Below are 16,237 nucleotides of genomic sequence, written 5' to 3' on the forward strand. Positions count from 1 at the left end.
CGCTTATAGTCGATGCAGACTTTCCTTCTGTAAAGAATGAGATAGCGGGAGTGAGCGCTGACACGGCAATGAATGCCGTGGCTGTGCGCCCATGGCAAGCAGGGATATGATTGAGGCGATGGGCACGGCGTCCGGGCCATCGAACGGGGAGACTGAATCAGCATGAAGATCCTGATGGGCTGTAGCCTGCTGTTATGGCTGGGGGTGACACCCGCCTTCGCGGTGTCCCCCCGGCTGAGCGAGCCCGCGTTGTCACAAGAGCTGCAGCAACTGGAGGATGATGCACCGCCCCTGCTGGCGTATCGCGCCCGTGTCGCCGCCCTGGTTGCCCATGTCGATGCCTATCCGCCCGAGGTGCAGGGACGCATCGCCCGGTTGCAGTGCTGGGCCCAGCCGAGCGAGCGGGACGAGGAGTTCTTGCGCGCGGTGCAGTTTGCCGATCGGGCGCTGGCAGAGGTGAGGGGCCGCAAGGACAGGGTCGCCGAGAGCGGCCTGCTCGCCTGCCGCGGTTATCATCAGCAGTTACTCGGCAACATGGACGAGGCGAGGCTGGACTACGCCGCCGCCCTGACCCTGGCGCGCAGGCTGGGGGATGAACGGCAGCGGGCCGACATCCTCAACCTGCGGGGGGAGATGTACTCCTACCAGGGGGAGCTGGCCGAGGGGCTGATGGAGCTTATCGATGCCCATCGCCGTTACGAGGCCCTGGGGCTGGAGAGCAAGGGGCGCGAGGTGCTGGCCAGGATCGCCAATGCCTATCGCAGGATGGGGCTCTTCGAGCGGGCCGAGGGCTATTTCCAGGAGCTGGAGCACGACTACCGGACGCTGGGGGATGTCGAGCGGCTGGTGGATATCCACACCCAGCAGGGACTGCTCTATATCGACACGGCAGAGTACGACAAGGCGCTGCCGCTGATGGTGGAGGCCGAGCGCTACTATGAGGCGCAGCAGCAGGACGGGGTGCTGGCCTGGAGCAGGATAGAGCTGGCCACCATCCTGCTCAAACAGGGCAAGACGGCGCAGGCCATGGCCAAGCTGGAACAGGCTGCCACCTTGCTGCATCGGGGGGAAGGGGCGGACAGCGTGACCCTGGGCCACTGGCACATCGTCATGGCCACCGTGCAGGATGCCATGGGCAAACCGGCCGAGGCGCTGCGACACCTGGATGAGGCCGAGCCGATTTTTGCCCGGGAGCAGAACCTGCGCTTCCTCGCCTGGGTGCACGAGGTGCGCGCCCGGGTGCTGGAGCGTCAGGGACGGGTCGGGGAGGCCCTGGCCAGCCTCAAGGCCTTCGTGCAGACCCGTCATGCACTGGATCAGCGGCTGCGGGAACAGCGGGCCCTGCAGATGCGTTTCGAGTTCGATCTGGCGCGCAAGGAGCTGGAGAACCAGACCCTCAGAGCCCAGCAGCAGTTGCAGGCCGAAAAGTTCAAGCAGTTGCAGGAGCGACGCTACTGGCAATTTCTGGTGGCGGCCCTGCTGCTGCTGGTCATGGGGATACTGGTGATCCACCAGCGGGGCCGTACCCGCAAGATGCAGCGTCTCGCCATGACGGACGAGCTGACGGGCATCCACAACCGGCGCCAGATCCAGGCCAAGGGGCGAAAATGGTTCGCCCAGGCGCGCGCGAGCGGCAAGCCGCTGTGCGTGCTGCTGCTGGACATCGATCACTTCAAGAAGGTCAACGACCGGCTCGGCCACCAGGTGGGGGATAGGGTGCTGACCGCCGTGGCCCAGTGCATCGAGGAGCAGGTGCGCAGCCTGGATCGGGTGGGGCGCAACGGCGGGGAGGAGTTTCTGGTGCTGCTGCCCGACACCGATCTTGAGGAGGCGGCCGAGGTGGCCGAGCGGGTGCGGCTCGCCGTCTCCCGCCTCGTCATCGAGGGGGTGCCTGCGGATCACCCCATCCACGTCAGCATAGGCTGTGCCGAGTACAGGGCAGAGGATGACAATCTCGGGGAGCTGATCCGCCGGGCCGACGAGGCCATGTACGGTGCCAAGCTGGCGGGGCGCAACCGGGTGGTGAAGGCGGCCTGATCCCGAACCGCCCTTCAGCCCCCTCATGCCGGGCTGGGTATTTTTCACTCGCGCGGGTATAATGTCGCGCAATTTTGCTTTGACTCAGGCGAGAAGGCCCATGTAACGCAGCGCTCCTCCTTTTTCCACCTGCGGGTTCCATGACCCGGCTGCGTGGCGTCGTTGTCTGCATGGGAGCCCTGATCCCAAGGTGCTGTCCCGCATTTATTCCCACGGTGGCTCCAGGCCGCCGCTCAATAGAAGAACGTCGAATTATGTCAGCTGAATTTCTGAGTGAAGTCTCCAAGAGACGCACTTTTGCGATCATCTCGCACCCGGATGCGGGTAAGACCACCATCACCGAAAAAGTCCTGCTGTTCGGACAGGCCATTCAGCGCGCCGGTACCGTCAAGGGCCGTGGCTCAGGCCAGCATGCCAAATCCGACTGGATGGAGATGGAGAAGCAGCGCGGTATCTCCATCACCACCTCGGTGATGCAGTTCCCCTATGCGGACTGTCTGGTCAATCTGCTCGATACCCCGGGTCACGAGGACTTCTCCGAAGATACCTATCGTACGCTCACGGCTGTGGATTGCTGCCTGATGGTCATCGATGCCGCCAAGGGCGTCGAAGATCGGACCCGCAAGCTGATGGAAGTGACCCGGCTGCGGGACACCCCCATCCTCACCTTCATGAACAAGCTGGACCGCGAAGTGCGCGATCCCATGGAAGTGATGGACGAGGTGGAGCGCGAGCTGAAGATCATGTGCGCCCCCATCACCTGGCCCATCGGCTGCGGCAAGTCCTTCAAGGGTGTCTACCACCTCTACAAGGACGAGACCTATCTGTATCAGACCGGTCAGGGCCACACCATCCAGGAGAAACGGGTGGTGAAGGGGCTGAACAACCCGGAGCTGGACGCCGCCATAGGTGAAGATCTGGCCGCCCAGCTGCGCGGCGAACTGGAGCTGGTGCAGGGCGCCTCTCCGGAGTTCGATCACGAGGCCTTCATCGCCGGCGAGATGACCCCTGTCTTCTTCGGGACCGCGCTGGGCAACTTCGGTGTCGACCACATGCTGGACGGCCTGACCGACTGGGCGCCGTCCCCCATGCCGCGCAAGGCCGAGAGCCGTCTGGTTGAAGCGACCGAGGAGAAGTTCTCCGGCTTCGTGTTCAAGATCCAGGCGAACATGGATCCGAAACACCGCGACCGTATCGCCTTCATGCGCATCGTCTCCGGCACCTACTCCAAGGGCATGAAGATGCGCCACGTGCGCATCGGCAAGGATGTGAACATCTCCGACGCCGTCACCTTCATGGCCGGTGACCGTGAGCAGGCGGTCGAGGCGTGCGCCGGTGACATCATCGGGCTGCACAACCACGGTACCATCCAGATCGGTGACACCTTCACCCAGGGTGAGGATCTCAAGTTCACCGGCATCCCGAACTTCGCCCCCGAACTGTTCCGCCGCATCCGCCTGCGCGACCCCCTCAAGCAGAAGCAACTGCTCAAGGGGTTGGTGCAGCTCTCCGAAGAGGGGGCCGTGCAGGTATTCCGTCCGCTGATCAGTAACGATCTCATCGTCGGCGCCGTCGGTGTGCTGCAGTTCGACGTGGTGGTCTCCCGCCTCAAGAGCGAGTACAACGTCGAGGCCATCTACGAGGCGGTCAACGTCTCCACCGCCCGCTGGGTGGAAGGGACCGACGTCAAGAAGTTCGAGGAGTTCAAGCGCAAGAACGAGGTCAACCTGGCGCTGGATGGTGGTGACAACCTCACCTACATAGCCCCGACCATGGTCAACCTGCGGCTGGCCCAGGAGCGTCACCCGGACGTTCACTTCCGCCAGACCCGCGAGCACTGATAACGCGCGCCCCCAGGCGGCAAAAGCTGATATAAAAGAAGGCCCTCGCGGGCCTTCTTTTTTTTGCCCGCGTTCTATTTCAGATCAGGAGATCACCATGCTTGGACGCATTACCAACCTCTTCCCGCTCTGGGCCTTGCTGTTTTCAGTGCTGGCTTACTGGCAGCCAGCGCTGTTCGTCGATCTCAAGACCCAGATAGTGCCGCTGCTCACCATCATCATGCTGGCCATGGGGCTGACCCTGCGCCCCGCCAACTTCCTCGACGTGGTAAACAACAAGAGGGCCATCGGACTGGGACTGGTGTTGCAGTTCAGCGTGATGCCGCTGGCGGCCCTGCTGATCAGCCTGCTGCTCGGTTTCGATGCCGAGCTGACCGTGGGCATGGTGCTGGTGGGCAGCGTCGCCGGTGGCACCTCCTCCAACGTGATGTGCTACCTCGCCAAGGGGGATGTGGCCCTCTCCATCACCATGACGGCGCTCTCCACCTTGCTTGGGGTGATCATCACCCCGCTGCTGGTGCAACTGCTGGCTGGCAAGAGCGTCGATGTCCCCGTGCTGGACATGCTGTTGAGCCTGCTCAAGATAGTGCTGATCCCGGTGGTCATCGGGGTCCTGGCCAACGTCTGGCTGCACTCCCTGACCGCGAGGCTAGAGCCTCTGCTGCCGCTGGTTTCCATGGTGGCCATAGTGCTGATCATCGCCACCGTCGTGGCCCTCAATGCCGGCCAGTTCGCCTCCATAGGTCCCATAGTGGCGCTGGCGGTGATCCTCCATAACGGCATAGGCATCACGGCGGGTTACTGGATGAGCCGATGGCTTGGCTTCGATGAGCGCATCTGCCGCACCATCGCCTTCGAGGTGGGGCTGCAAAACTCCGGGCTGGCCACGGCGCTCGCAATGAAGTTCTTCACCCCGGCCTCCGCCGTGGCGGGCACCCTGTTCTCGGTCTGGCACAACCTCTCCGGCTCTCTGCTCGCCGGCTTCTGGGCCAGGCGGCCGCTGCTTCTCGCCGAGAGGCAAACCGGGGCTGTGGTCAAGGATCACTGAGGCCTGCTTTGGCTCCATGCAAGAGACCCCGCTGCGGCGGGGTCTCTTTTTTGTCCCTCTTCCCGTGACAGGGGAAGAAGAGATGGGACAGGCTCAGGGGCGACTCAGAGCGCCAGCACCATGCAGATCTCGCAGGCGTCGTGGCCGGTGCAGCCAAGGGGCCCCGGCAGGTGCACGAAGCCCAGCGACTCGTAGAGGCTGGTGGCCTCGCGCAGATCGGCCGTGGTCTCCAGATAGCAGCGTTGGTAACCGAGCGTGCGTGCCTCGGCCAGGGCCTGCAGCACCAGTCTCCGCCCCAGCCCCAGGCCGCGCAGGGCGGGCAGGAAGTACATCTTCTGCAGCTCGCAGGTCCCGGCTTCACCCGCCAGGGGGGCTATGCCGCCCCCGCCTAGGATGGCGCCGTCCGGCCCCTCTATCACCCAATAACGGCTGTGCTTGCCCTGATAGGTCTCATGGAGGAAGTCGAGATTGGGATCTGCCACCCCGTAGCCCTTGTCGGCGGTGAGGCCGTATTCGGCGGAGACGGCGCGCACCACGGCGGCGATGGCGGCATTGTCCTCAGGGGCGATGGGCCTGATGCGATAGCCCTGCTGGCGGCGGGCGCGGGAGAGGGCGTTGCGATAGAGGCGCATGCCCTCCCAGAGCCGTTCGCGCTCCTCGGGGGCGAGCTGGGCCAGGGTCTCTGCCATGGCCTCATCCATCTGCCGGTGCAGCTCCTCAAGCTGCGCCTTGCCCTGTCCGGTGAGGGTCGCCTGCTTGCTGCGCCCGTCCGAGGGGTGTGGCTGCCAGGCGATGAGCTCCCGCTCGGCGAGGCGGGCCAGGGGGCGGCTGGCGTTGGACTTGTCGATGCGCAGTTGCTCGGCGAGCTGCTGGTTGGTGGCGGGGCCATTCTCCAGCTCGATCAGCAGGTGGGCCTCGAGGGGGCTGAGGGCCAGGGAGCCGCACTGCTGGGAGAGCATGCCGAGTTCGCGTACCAGTTCCCGTGACAGGGCGCGCAGGGGGCGGGGATCCATCTTGTGAGTGTCCTTCTCGTTGTTACCTGCAACCAATATAGCCAACTGGTTGTTGATGACAACTATTTCATGAGCCAGAAGGCGGACACAAAAAAGGGCCCGGGAGAGGGGCCCAAACATTGGAAACCCGCGCCAGTGCGCGGATCCCATCCTTGGTCAGGAACACGCTGGCCGGGCAAAGGCGGCCCGGCCTGCGTATGACTCGGGCTCGGCTTACACCAGCTCGGCCAGCATGGTGCCGGCCACGGCGCTGTCTCAGGGCGCGGCGCGGTTTATACCAATTCCGCCAGCATGGTGTCGGCATAGGGGACCAGGGCGTCGCCCTGTTTCACCTTGGCGAGATAGTCAGGGTTGGCGATAAGCGGGCGGCCGATGGCGACGAGGTCGAAGCGGTCGGCGCGGATCGCCTCGGCGGCGGTCTCGGCGCTGTAGTTGCCCACCCCCACCAGGTGGCCGTCGTAGTGGGCGCGCAGGTAGTCGGAGGCGCGGCCATCCAGGTAGTCGAAGGTGAGGCTGTCATCGAAGATGCCAAGGTGCACATAGGCCAGGGCACGCTTGTTCAGCTCGGCCAGCAGGTAATCGAACACGGCGCGATCCCGCGCATCGCCTTCGAGGTGCACATAGGCACCGGGGGAGAGACGCAGGCCCACCCGCTCGCTGCCGATGCGGGCGTTGATGGCATCCACCACCTCCAGGGCGAAGCGGCTCATGTTCTCCGGGGTCTGGCCGTACTGGTCGGTGCGCAGGTTGCTGGAGTGGTGCAGGAACTGGTCGATGAGGTAGCCGTTGGCGCCGTGGATCTCCACCCCGTCAAAGCCCGCCTCGATGGTGTTGGCGGCGGCCTGGGCGTAATCCTCGACCAGCTGGGCAATGTCGCTCTCGCTCAGGGCGCGGGGCACCTGATACACCAGTTCGCGCATGCGCGGCACTGTGCCTTCATGGGCGACCGCAGACGGTGCCAGCACTTCGGCGTGATGGAAGAAGGGGTGGGAGAGACGACCCACGTGCCACAGCTGGGCGAAGATCTTGCCCCCCTTGGCGTGCACGGCCTCGGTGACCTGTTTCCAGCCTGCGATCTGCTCAGGGCTGTAGATGCCGGGGGTGTTGGGATAGCCCTGGCCGTCCGGGCGAATGATGGTGGCTTCGGAGATGATGAGGCCGATGTCGGCGCGGCGGCCATAGTAGGCAGCCATCTGCGCGGTCGGCACCAGTCCCGGGCCCGCCATGCAGCGGGTGAGGGGGGCCATCATGAAGCGATTCGCGAGGGTGAGGGTGCCGTTGAGGCGGTAAGGTTGAAACAGGGTATCCATGCAGAGCGTCCTCGGGGGTGATTCTTGAATGGGCATTCAAGACGTTTTTTGGTTTGTACGCAAGTCTTTTTTGAACAAGCATTCAACATGGATTGGTCTTGCCTGCCTGCTGGGGTAAACTTGCCGCCCTGTTCCCCGGTACGCCGGGCCCTTGCCAGCGGAGATCCCATGCGCAGTGCCGAATTTGATCGGGACCTTGTCCTGCGAAGCGCCATGGAGGCGTTTCGAGCCAGAGGCTATGCCAAGACCACCATGCAGGATCTGGTGGCGGCGACCGGGTTGCACCCGGGCAGTCTCTATGCCGCCTTTGGCAACAAGCGGGGCCTGCTGCTGGCGGCGGTCGATCACTATGTGCAGGAGAAGGGCGCCCTGCGCCGTCGCTGCTTCGATCAACCGAGCCCGTTGGCCGGGCTGAAGGCCTTCTTCACCCAGTTGGTGGACGATGCCCTGCAAGGCTCCTGCCTGCTGACCCGCACCCTGATGGAGCTGGCGGAACAGGACGAAGAGTTGCACCTGCGCTTCAAGGTCATCTATGGCGAGCTGGAGAGCGACCTGGCGCAGCTGCTGCGTAAGGCCAGTGAGCGGGGGGAGCTGGCCCCCGGGTGCGACATTCCCACCCTGACCGCCTTCTTGCAGGTCAACATCCAGGGGCTGGTGACCTTCGCCCAGTGCCACCCAGACCGCGCTCTGCTGGGGGGCGTCGTCGATCAGCTGATGGTGGCCCTGACCCCTCGGCGCTGAATCCCGGCCCTCTGGGCCTATATTTGTCCCCGCTGCTTGCCCCTGCCTGCCCCCTCTTCCATCTTCATGGTGAGGATATCGGCAGGAGGAAAGGGAATGACCAGAAAGGCAACGTCTCGGGCGATACTGGCGCACTTCACCACGCCACGGCTCTCAATTGCACAGCGCTTCGCCGCCGGCAAGGCCCTGCGGGAACAGTTTCCCCGCGAAGCTCACTCCTGGCTGCCGCCCGCGGCGTATGACAGGGATCCCATCGCCGTGCTCAAGGCCCAGGCCACCACTCGCTTGAAGCAGCTGGTGCCGGTGCGCCATGCCAGGATGCAGGAGTCCCCCTTCGCCTTCCTGCGCGGGGCGGCCGCCATCATGGCGGGGGATCTCGTCGCCACTCCCCACTCCGGCCTCATGGTCCAGGCCTGTGGCGACATGCATGTCGCCAATATCGGCCTCTACGCGAGCGCCGAGCGCAACCTGGTGCTGGCCATCAACGACTTCGATGAGACCCACCTCGGCCCCTGGGAGTGGGATCTCAAGCGTCTGGCCGCCAGCGCCCTGGTGGCGGCCGAGTACCTGGGGGCCGACGCCGCCCGCCAGCGGGAGGCGGCCAAGATGATAGCGACCGGTTACCGCACCAAGCTGCGGGAATACGGCAAGATGGGCTTTATGAGGGTCTGGTACGATCACATCGAACAGGCCTCGGTGCTCGATGCCTTCTCCGTCGATGCCCATCAGCGCGTCAAGGCCACCTTCGCCAAGGCGCGGAGCCGCAACCACCTGCAGGTGCTCGGCAAGATGACGGATCTGGTGGACGATCAGCACAGGATCCGCGAACTCCACCCCTTCGTCATCCGCGAGACCCACACCGAGGACGGGGAGCCCGTCTATGAGGTGCTCGGCGAACTGCTGGAGGCCTATCTCGCCTCCCTGCCGGAGGACAGGCGCATACTGCTGCGCCGCTACCGGGTCGTGGATGTGGCGCGCAAGGTGGTGGGGGTGGGCAGCGTGGGCACCCGCTGCTAGGTGATCCTGCTGACCGGCGCCGACGATGACGATCCCCTCTTCCTGCAGGTCAAAGAGGCGCAACCCTCGGTGCTGGCCCCCTACTTCACCTCGGAAGACGACAGCGGCAACCAGGGGCGGCGGGTGGTGCGGGGTCAGCGGATGATCCAGGGATCACCGGACATCTTCCTCGGCTGGTGCGAGCTTCGGGGTCGTCACTTCTACGTGCGCCAGCTGCGGGACATGAAGGGGGGCATCGACATCACCCCTGGCATGGTCAAGCCTCGCCACTTCGTGGAGTATTGCCAGTTGTGCGGCTGGGCCCTGGCGCTGGCCCATGCCAAGTCGGGGGATGCGGCCCAGATCGCCGGCTACCTCGGCAAGTCGGAGGTGATGGATGAGGCCATCGCCGACTTTGCCGTGGCCTATGGCCAGCGCACCCGGGAAGATCATGCCCTGCTGCTGGCCGCCATCGCCCGCGGGGAGCTGCCGGTCGCCTCAGAGGCGAGGTGAGGGGCGGCTCGAGCGCATCAGCTACTTATGCCAGATCCTTGGGCCACACTAGGGGGGATTGCCGGGTGTGGCATTGGGATCCTTATGCCGGATTCCCCCTCCTTGATCGAATCCTTCAACCCGAGCGCCTGGCACGCCAGACGCAGCGGTCTTAACTCGGACTCACCAACTCCTTCATCAACGTCTTCAACCAGATCAAGGCTGGCTGCTGCGCATGCACCGGGTGCCAGACGCAGTTAAGATGGTAATCCGGCACGTCTTTGGGCAGCGGCAGGCTTTTCAGCGGCCAGTGGTTGGCGAGCAGCTCGGCCACCATGCTCGGCAGCACCAGCAGGTGGTCGCTCTGGCTGACGATGGCGGCGGCGGACATATAGCTCTGGCTGTTGACCGAGATGGTGCGGCTCTGCCCCAGGCTCTGCAAATAGCGGTCGAGGCTCGCCTCCGAGGTGCCGAGCGGCGAGTGGAACACGTGGGGCATCTCGATAAGCTGCTCGAGGGTGATGCGCTCCTCCTCCAGCTCCAGGGTGGCGCGCACCAGCCCGGCCAAGGGTTCGGTGAGCCAGGTCTCCTTGCCCAGATACCCCGGCACCTGCATGTACTCGTCAAACCCCAGCACCAGATCGATCTCGCCGCTTGCCAGTTCGGCTTCGGGCAGGGTGTCGCGCAGTATGCGGATCTCGATGGTGACCCCCGGCGCCAGCCGTCTGAGGCGCTGGATCAGCGGCGGGATCAGCACGCACTCCACGTAATCTGTGGTGCAGAGCACGAAGCGCCGCTTTGACTGGCTCGGCTCGAACTCTTCTTCCTCGGTGAGCTGCTGCTCCAGCAGCCGCAGCGCCTGCTGCACACCGAGGTGCAGCCGCTGGGCGCGCGGGGTCGGCAGCATCCCCTGCGGGGTGCGTACTAAAAGCGGGTCGCCGAGAAAGGTGCGCAGCCGGTTAAGCGAATGGCTCATGGCGGGCTGGCTGATAAAGAGCGCTTCGGCGGCGCGGGTGACGCTGCCCTGCGTCATCAGGGCGTCAAACGCGAGCAGCAGATTGAGGTCGAGCTGGTGCAGTTTCATGGGGGGATTATTCGCCGTGTTTATGGGACAATCCATCCTATTCATTTGATGGATGGGGGCGCAACGTCTTAATCTGCGACCCACTCTTATTTTTCTGGGTTCCCGCGCCGCATCGGGCGTAAACGGGGGCCTCAATCCATGCAAGGAGCCTTGCGATGAGCATCAAGACCATTAACTCCACGCCGGCCGCCGACGGCTTCACCATGCCCGCCGAGTGGGCGCACCAGCAGGCCGTCTGGATGATCTGGCCGTTCCGCCCGGACAACTGGCGCGTTGCCGGCCGCTTCGCGCAAGAAACCTTCGCCAAGGTGGCCGATGCCATCGGGCAAGCCACCCCGGTCTTTATGGGGGTGCCGGCCCAGTTTATGGAGCAGGCCCGCGCCATCATGCCCGCCCACGTCACCCTGGTCGAAATGAACAGCAATGACTGCTGGGCCCGCGACACAGGCCCGACAGTTGTCACCAACGCCGCCGGCGAGTGCCGTGGCGTGGATTGGGGCTTCAACGCCTGGGGCGGTCACAAGGGCGGTCTCTACTACCCCTGGGATCAGGACGAGAAAGTGGCGGCTCAGATGCTGGAGCAGCACGGCATGGATCGCTACGCCGCGCCGCTCATTCTGGAAGGGGGTTCCATCCACGTGGATGGCGAAGGCACCTGCATGACCACCGCCGAGTGCCTGCTCAACGAAAACCGCAACCCGCACCTGACCAAAGAGCAGATCGAAGCGCACCTGCGCGACTATCTGGGTGTCACCAGCTTTATCTGGCTGGACGAAGGCGTCTACATGGACGAGACCGACGGTCACATCGACAACATGTGCTGCTTCGTGCGCCCGGGTGAAGTGGCCCTGCACTGGACCGACGACCAGAACGATCCCCAATACGAGCGCTCCCTGGCCGCCCTCAAGGTGCTGGAAGCGGCGGTGGACGCCAAGGGTCGCAAGCTCAAAATCTGGAAGCTGCCCCAGCCGGGCCCGCTGTTCTGCACCGAGGAAGAGTCCGCTGGCGTCGAGAGCGGCAGCGGTGTGCCGCGCGAGGCAGAAGGTCGTCTGGCAGGTTCCTACGTGAACTTCCTTATCACCAACGATCGCATCGTCTACCCGCTGCTGGATGCCGCCACCGACGGCGAAGCCCAGCGCATTCTGGAAGAGATCTTCCCGGATCACACCGTGGTTGGCGTGCCGGCCCGCGAGATCCTGCTGGGCGGTGGCAATATCCACTGCATTACTCAGCAAATCCCTTCTGGTCAGTAAGCTGGCCGGAGATTGTAGACATTCAAAACCCCACGCCGTGGGGTTTTATCTCTTGATGGTGTGATGGTCGCAGGCGCCGATGCGGCGATTACCATCACAAGCAGTCACCCTTCTACAGGAGATCAACATGATCGAAGTGACCGAGGTTTCCATTGCCGAGCTGCGCGGTGCGCTCGAATCCGGCCGCACCACAGCGGTCGAACTGGTCAAAGCCTATCTGGCCAGGATCGCTGCCTATAACGGCCCCGAGACCAACACCAAGCTGAACGCTTTGGTGGTACCCAATCCCGATGCGCTGAAAGAGGCGCAATCGTCCGATGCGCGTCGCGCCCGTGGCGAAACCCTGGGGCCGCTCGACGGCATCCCCTACACCGCCAAGGACAGCTATCTGGTCAAGGGGCTGACGGCCGCCTCCGGCAGCCCGGCCTTCAAGGATCTGGTGGCCCAGCGCGATGCCTTTACCGTTGAGCGGCTGCGCGTCGCCGGTGCCATCTGCCTGGGCAAGACCAATATGCCCCCCATGGCCAATGGCGGCATGCAGCGCGGAGTCTATGGCCGTGCCGAGAGCCCCTACAACGCCGATTATCTGACCGCGCCCTTTGCCTCCGGCTCCTCCAACGGGGCCGGCACCGCCACCGCCGCGAGCTTCGCCGCCTTTGGTCTGGCGGAAGAGACCTGGTCGAGTGGCCGTGGCCCGGCCTCCAACAACGGCCTCTGTGCCTACACCCCGTCCCGTGGTGTCATCTCGGTGCGTGGCAACTGGCCGCTGACCCCGACCATGGATGTCGTCGTGCCCTATGCCCGCACCATGGCCGATCTGCTGGAAGTGCTCGACGTAGTGGTGGCCGACGATGCCGACACCCGTGGGGATCTGTGGCGCATGCAGCCCTGGGTCAAGATCCCTAAGGCTTCCGAGGTGCGTCCGGCTTCTTATCTGGAGCTGGCCGCCAAGCCCGACGCCCTCAAGGGCAAGCGCCTCGGCGTGCCGCGCATGTTTATCAACAAGGATGAACTGGCGGGCACCAGCGAGCACCCCGGCATCGGCGGCCCGACCGGTCAGCGCATCCATACCCGCGACTCCGTGATTGCCCTGTGGGAAGAAGCGCGCAAGGCGCTGGAAGCCGCTGGCGCCGAAGTCATCGAAGTGGACTTCCCGCTGGTCTCCAACTGCGAAGGGGACAGACCCGGTGCACCGACCGTGTTCAATCGCGGCATCGTGAGCCCGGAGTTTCTCAACGACGAGCTGTGGGAGCTCTCCGGCTGGGCGTTCGACGACTTCCTGCGTGCCAACGGCGATCCCAAGCTCAATAAACTCGCCGATGTGGATGGCCCCAAGATCTTCCCCCACGATCCGGGCACCTTGCCGAACCGCGAGGGCGATCTGGCGGCGGGCATGGACGAGTACGTCAATATGGCCAAGCGCGGTCTCAAGCGTTTCGACGAGATTGCCTCGGTGCCGGACGGCCTGCGCGGTCTGGAACAGACTCGCAAGCTGGATCTGGAGGACTGGATGGACGGGCTCAAGCTCGACGCCGTGCTGTTCCCAACCGTCGCCGACGTGGGCCCGGCTGACGCGGACGTGAATCCGGCCTCCGCCGATATCGCCTGGAGCAACGGCATCTGGGTCGCCAACGGCAACCTCGCCATTCGCCATCTCGGCGTGCCGACCGTCACCGTCCCCATGGGGGTGATGGCCGATATCGGCATGCCGGTGGGCCTGACCTTCGCCGGTCGCGCCTATGACGACAACAACCTGCTGCGCGTCGCCTCGGCCTTCGAGTCCACCGGCAGCAAGCGCCAGGTGCCGCCACGTACGCCGCCGTTGGCCTGATTATCCTTGAGGAATAAATAGTCAGGTTAGTAAGGTGATAAAACCAGAAACCACCTGTTATACGGGTGGTTTTTATTATGTTTAGAATTGTTCAATTGTTAGTTGCCCAAGTCATCCTCACCAAAGACCTCATCATATATATGTGCCGCTATAGGAAAGTTGATACAAAACTCACTTTTTTCATTGTAAAGACGTTTTATTAGATTGGCGCTTTTATTTGTTAGTGTCATTTCATAATATTTTACTTTTGGACATCTACCTTCCATCATTTTTGTTATTGTATGTCTTACCTCCGCTGGGCATCGGAGGCCAAAAGTTATCTCCTCTAACATTAGGGGAGAATCTTGAAGGCCGATGTTACTTATCAGTCGGTATTCTTTTTCATATTTCCACGCGCTGCTTTTCTTTAGGAGGATTTCATTTTCAATGATTGCTTGTTCATCTTTATTGTGTTTAACAAATGCATTATAAAGCGATGATGTTTTTATCACTCCATGTTTACCATATATGACTGGCTTGATATCAGGTATTGGGTTTCTATCCTTGCTATATCCGATGCAAATGCCTTTATGCTCATCGCCGTAGTGGCTCCACATCAGCACATCATTTCCGCTTTTCGAAAAGCAGAAAACGCCTTTGCTGTAATGTTCTCTCAACTCTGAATATATACTCGCAGTTAAAATGCTAATTTCTATTTCTTCAGTTGTACCATCATAATCTGGGTTGGTCGATTCGTAATTAATTCTATTCAAATCATCTATCACTGTAGATTTAACCATTTCCTCAAGGAGTGGCTTCATTCTATTTATAATGCCTTTCCCTCTAATGTTTTTTTCTGCGCTCTTGAGTGTTCTTGGCAGTTTAAGTTGTGCATATATTTTTCTTGGTTGAGCAATTGATAAATCATTTTCAATGGAAAATATTTGACAATCAAGTGGATCGTTAAAGGTCGCGGGTGAGGCATAAAATATTTTATCCCAACAAAGAGATTCTATTAGATTAGTATTCATTGCCCTGTATTTGTAGAAAATTTCTTTCTTCATCACCGTGCCTGCACGTTTTAGTGAGTAATTTCATGCATCATAATATGATTTCATATTTGTTTTCTAATCTATTGTCAGGATGGATTGAGCATTGTTTAGCTTGCATGATTGTCTTCACAGTTAGTGCCATGGGTTCGAATAGTGAATCGTATTCAGACGATCGCGGATAGGAGGTCGCCGAGAGGCCGCTGATATCCAGAGTGTCCTGCCTGTCTTGCCATGACTCGGTACGTGGCGGTATGCGGACGATTACGCTGCGCTAATCGTCCCATACATTATGTGGCTTATTGTTACCTCCCCCTCATCCCCAGCCCTTCTCCCGCAAGGGGTGAATCGCCCCCAGCTCCCTAGACACCTCACAGCCTTAAAATGAGGCAACTATTGGAGGTGTTATGACCCGTCAGCGTTATCCAGAAACATTCAAAATCGAAGCGGTTAAACAAATCACCGAGCGCGGTCGGCCGGTGGTTGACGTTGCACGAGCCCTTGGGGTATCCAGCCACAGCCTGTATGCCTGGCTCAAGCAGTACGGTAAGCCTGCTGACCAGCAGCTCGAAGAGTCTGCCTTGCAAGCCGAGATCCGCCGCCTGAAAGCCGAACTGCGCCAGGTCACCGAGGAGCGCAATATCCTAAAGGAGGCCGCCGCGTACTTTGCCAGCGAGTCAAGGAAAGGTACGCGTTCATAACCTCCCGACTCGACCGGTACAGTGTCGTTACCCTGTGCCAAACCCTGGGGGTTCACCGAAGTGGCTTCTATGCGTGGTTGAAACAGCCCGCGTCACCACGGCAGCAGGAGGACGAACGACTGATCGGATTGGTCAAGCAATCCTGGCTGGAAAGTGGTGCTGTCTACGGCTATCGCAAGATCCATCGCGACCTTCGTGACGCAGGGGAAGTCTGCGGCAAGCACCGTGTGGCCAAATTAATGAAGCGGGAAGGGCTGCGTTCGCAAACAGGCTATCAACGCCGCAAGGGGCATTATGGGGGTAAAAGCATGCAGGCGGCCCCAAACACGCTGGCACGTCAGTTTAAGGTGCCAGCCCCCAACATCTCCTGGGTGACTGACATTACCTACATTCGCACTCAAGAAGGGTGGCTGTACCTGGCGGTGGTGCTCGACCTGTTCTCTCGCCAGATCGTCGGCTGGGCGATGAAGTCACGCATGACGGCAGACTTGGCGGTTGATGCGTTATTGATGGCCGTCTGGCGGCGCAAGCCCAAGCAGCCGGTACTGGTGCATTCGGATCAGGGCAGCCAGTTTACCGGTGGTGAATGGCAGGACTTTCTGAAGGCCCACAACCTGAGTTGCAGCATGAGCCGACGGGGTAACTGTCACGACAACGCGGTCGCCGAGAGCTTCTTTCAGTTGCTCAAACGGGAGCGGATCAAGCGCAGGATTTACGCGACAAGAGACGAAGCCCGCAGCGATATGTTTGATTATATCGAGATGTTTTACAACCCAATCAGGCGCCATGGTTCCAATGATGGGCTGTCGCCGGTAGAGTTTGAAAGGCAGTTTATTTTTCAGCAACAAAGTGTCTAGAAAAC

11 protein-coding genes and 1 pseudogene are annotated in these 16,237 nt (G+C 61.6%); 8 read left to right on the forward strand and 4 right to left on the reverse strand.

Translation table 11 applies throughout. The features are described 5' to 3' along the window. Nucleotides 1–162: 162 nt before the first annotated feature. The 3 genes from KI797_RS03570 (at nt 163) to KI797_RS03580 (ending at nt 4,926) form a co-directional block, all read left to right on the forward strand. Nucleotides 163–2,037: a GGDEF domain-containing protein gene (locus KI797_RS03570; protein ID WP_226171464.1), complete on the forward strand. Its 1,875-nt coding sequence runs from the start codon at nt 163–165 to the stop codon at nt 2,035–2,037. A 251-nt stretch (nt 2,038–2,288) separates the two neighbouring features. Further along, nucleotides 2,289–3,878, forward strand: coding sequence for a peptide chain release factor 3 (gene prfC / locus KI797_RS03575; RefSeq protein ID WP_264160794.1), 1,590 nt, complete (start codon nt 2,289–2,291; stop codon nt 3,876–3,878). A gap of 97 nt (nt 3,879–3,975) precedes the next feature. Then, a complete protein-coding gene (locus tag KI797_RS03580; RefSeq protein WP_226171468.1) occupies nt 3,976–4,926 on the forward strand; it encodes a bile acid:sodium symporter family protein in 951 nt (316 codons plus the stop codon). Between the two features lie 104 nt (nt 4,927–5,030). Here KI797_RS03580 and KI797_RS03585 read toward each other — a convergent pair whose 3' ends face one another. Then, the gene (locus KI797_RS03585; protein ID WP_226171471.1) at nt 5,031–5,939 is read right to left on the reverse strand and encodes a MarR family transcriptional regulator; all 909 of its coding nucleotides are present in this window, start codon (nt 5,937–5,939) and stop codon (nt 5,031–5,033) included. 272 nt (nt 5,940–6,211) lie between these two features. Next, a complete protein-coding gene (locus tag KI797_RS03590; RefSeq protein ID WP_226171473.1) occupies nt 6,212–7,249 on the reverse strand; it encodes an alkene reductase in 1,038 nt (345 codons plus the stop codon). A 168-nt stretch (nt 7,250–7,417) separates the two neighbouring features. Here KI797_RS03590 and KI797_RS03595 point away from each other — a divergent pair, with 168 nt between their 5' ends. Together KI797_RS03595 and KI797_RS03600 are read left to right on the forward strand one after the other, a co-directional pair. Beyond that, the gene (locus KI797_RS03595; RefSeq protein WP_226171475.1) at nt 7,418–7,990 is read left to right on the forward strand and encodes a TetR/AcrR family transcriptional regulator; all 573 of its coding nucleotides are present in this window, start codon (nt 7,418–7,420) and stop codon (nt 7,988–7,990) included. Between the two features lie 96 nt (nt 7,991–8,086). Then, nucleotides 8,087–9,499 (forward strand): annotated as a pseudogene (locus KI797_RS03600) (DUF2252 domain-containing protein). A 151-nt stretch (nt 9,500–9,650) separates the two neighbouring features. On the opposite strand, the gene KI797_RS03605 reads toward KI797_RS03600, so the two are convergent. Beyond that, a complete protein-coding gene (locus KI797_RS03605) occupies nt 9,651–10,562 on the reverse strand; it encodes a LysR family transcriptional regulator (protein WP_226171477.1) in 912 nt (303 codons plus the stop codon). A gap of 155 nt (nt 10,563–10,717) precedes the next feature. Between KI797_RS03605 and aguA the strand changes: the two genes are divergently transcribed. Further along, nucleotides 10,718–11,815 (forward strand): agmatine deiminase, encoded by a 1,098-nt coding sequence (aguA, locus tag KI797_RS03610; RefSeq protein WP_226171479.1) that lies wholly within the window; start codon nt 10,718–10,720, stop codon nt 11,813–11,815. Nucleotides 11,816–11,942: 127 nt separating this feature from the next. Next, on the forward strand, nt 11,943–13,646 hold the full coding sequence (locus tag KI797_RS03615; protein ID WP_226171481.1) for an amidase: 1,704 nt from the start codon (nt 11,943–11,945) through the stop codon (nt 13,644–13,646). A gap of 98 nt (nt 13,647–13,744) precedes the next feature. On the opposite strand, the gene KI797_RS03620 is transcribed toward KI797_RS03615, so the two are convergent. Continuing rightward, nucleotides 13,745–14,689 (reverse strand): DUF2971 domain-containing protein, encoded by a 945-nt coding sequence (locus KI797_RS03620; RefSeq protein WP_226171483.1) that lies wholly within the window; start codon nt 14,687–14,689, stop codon nt 13,745–13,747. A gap of 392 nt (nt 14,690–15,081) precedes the next feature. On the opposite strand from KI797_RS03620, the gene KI797_RS03625 reads away from it, so the two are divergent. Next, nucleotides 15,082–16,232, forward strand: a protein-coding gene (locus KI797_RS03625) for an IS3 family transposase (protein WP_226171485.1) whose coding sequence is annotated in 2 segments (ribosomal slippage) — nt 15,082–15,319 and nt 15,319–16,232 — 1,152 coding nt in all. Because the reading frame shifts where the segments join, the coding sequence is not laid out codon by codon here. Nucleotides 16,233–16,237: the final 5 nt, after the last annotated feature.

The sequence above is a fragment of the Aeromonas media genome (genome assembly GCF_020423125.1).
Classification (GTDB): domain Bacteria; phylum Pseudomonadota; class Gammaproteobacteria; order Enterobacterales; family Aeromonadaceae; genus Aeromonas; species Aeromonas media.

Excerpts from the sequence above, each read along its gene's own strand:
- KI797_RS03570 (WP_226171464.1), top strand. The coding sequence starts at position 163 with ATGAAGATCCTGATGGGCTGTAGCCTGCTGTTATGGCTGGGGGTGACA.
- KI797_RS03580 (WP_226171468.1), top strand. The coding sequence starts at position 3,976 with ATGCTTGGACGCATTACCAACCTCTTCCCGCTCTGGGCCTTGCTGTTT.
- KI797_RS03585 (WP_226171471.1), bottom strand. The coding sequence starts at position 5,939 with ATGGATCCCCGCCCCCTGCGCGCCCTGTCACGGGAACTGGTACGCGAA.
- KI797_RS03590 (WP_226171473.1), bottom strand. The coding sequence starts at position 7,249 with ATGGATACCCTGTTTCAACCTTACCGCCTCAACGGCACCCTCACCCTC.
- KI797_RS03595 (WP_226171475.1), top strand. The coding sequence starts at position 7,418 with ATGCGCAGTGCCGAATTTGATCGGGACCTTGTCCTGCGAAGCGCCATG.
- KI797_RS03605 (WP_226171477.1), bottom strand. The coding sequence starts at position 10,562 with ATGAAACTGCACCAGCTCGACCTCAATCTGCTGCTCGCGTTTGACGCC.
- aguA (WP_226171479.1), top strand. The coding sequence starts at position 10,718 with ATGAGCATCAAGACCATTAACTCCACGCCGGCCGCCGACGGCTTCACC.
- KI797_RS03615 (WP_226171481.1), top strand. The coding sequence starts at position 11,943 with ATGATCGAAGTGACCGAGGTTTCCATTGCCGAGCTGCGCGGTGCGCTC.
- KI797_RS03620 (WP_226171483.1), bottom strand. The coding sequence starts at position 14,689 with ATGAAGAAAGAAATTTTCTACAAATACAGGGCAATGAATACTAATCTA.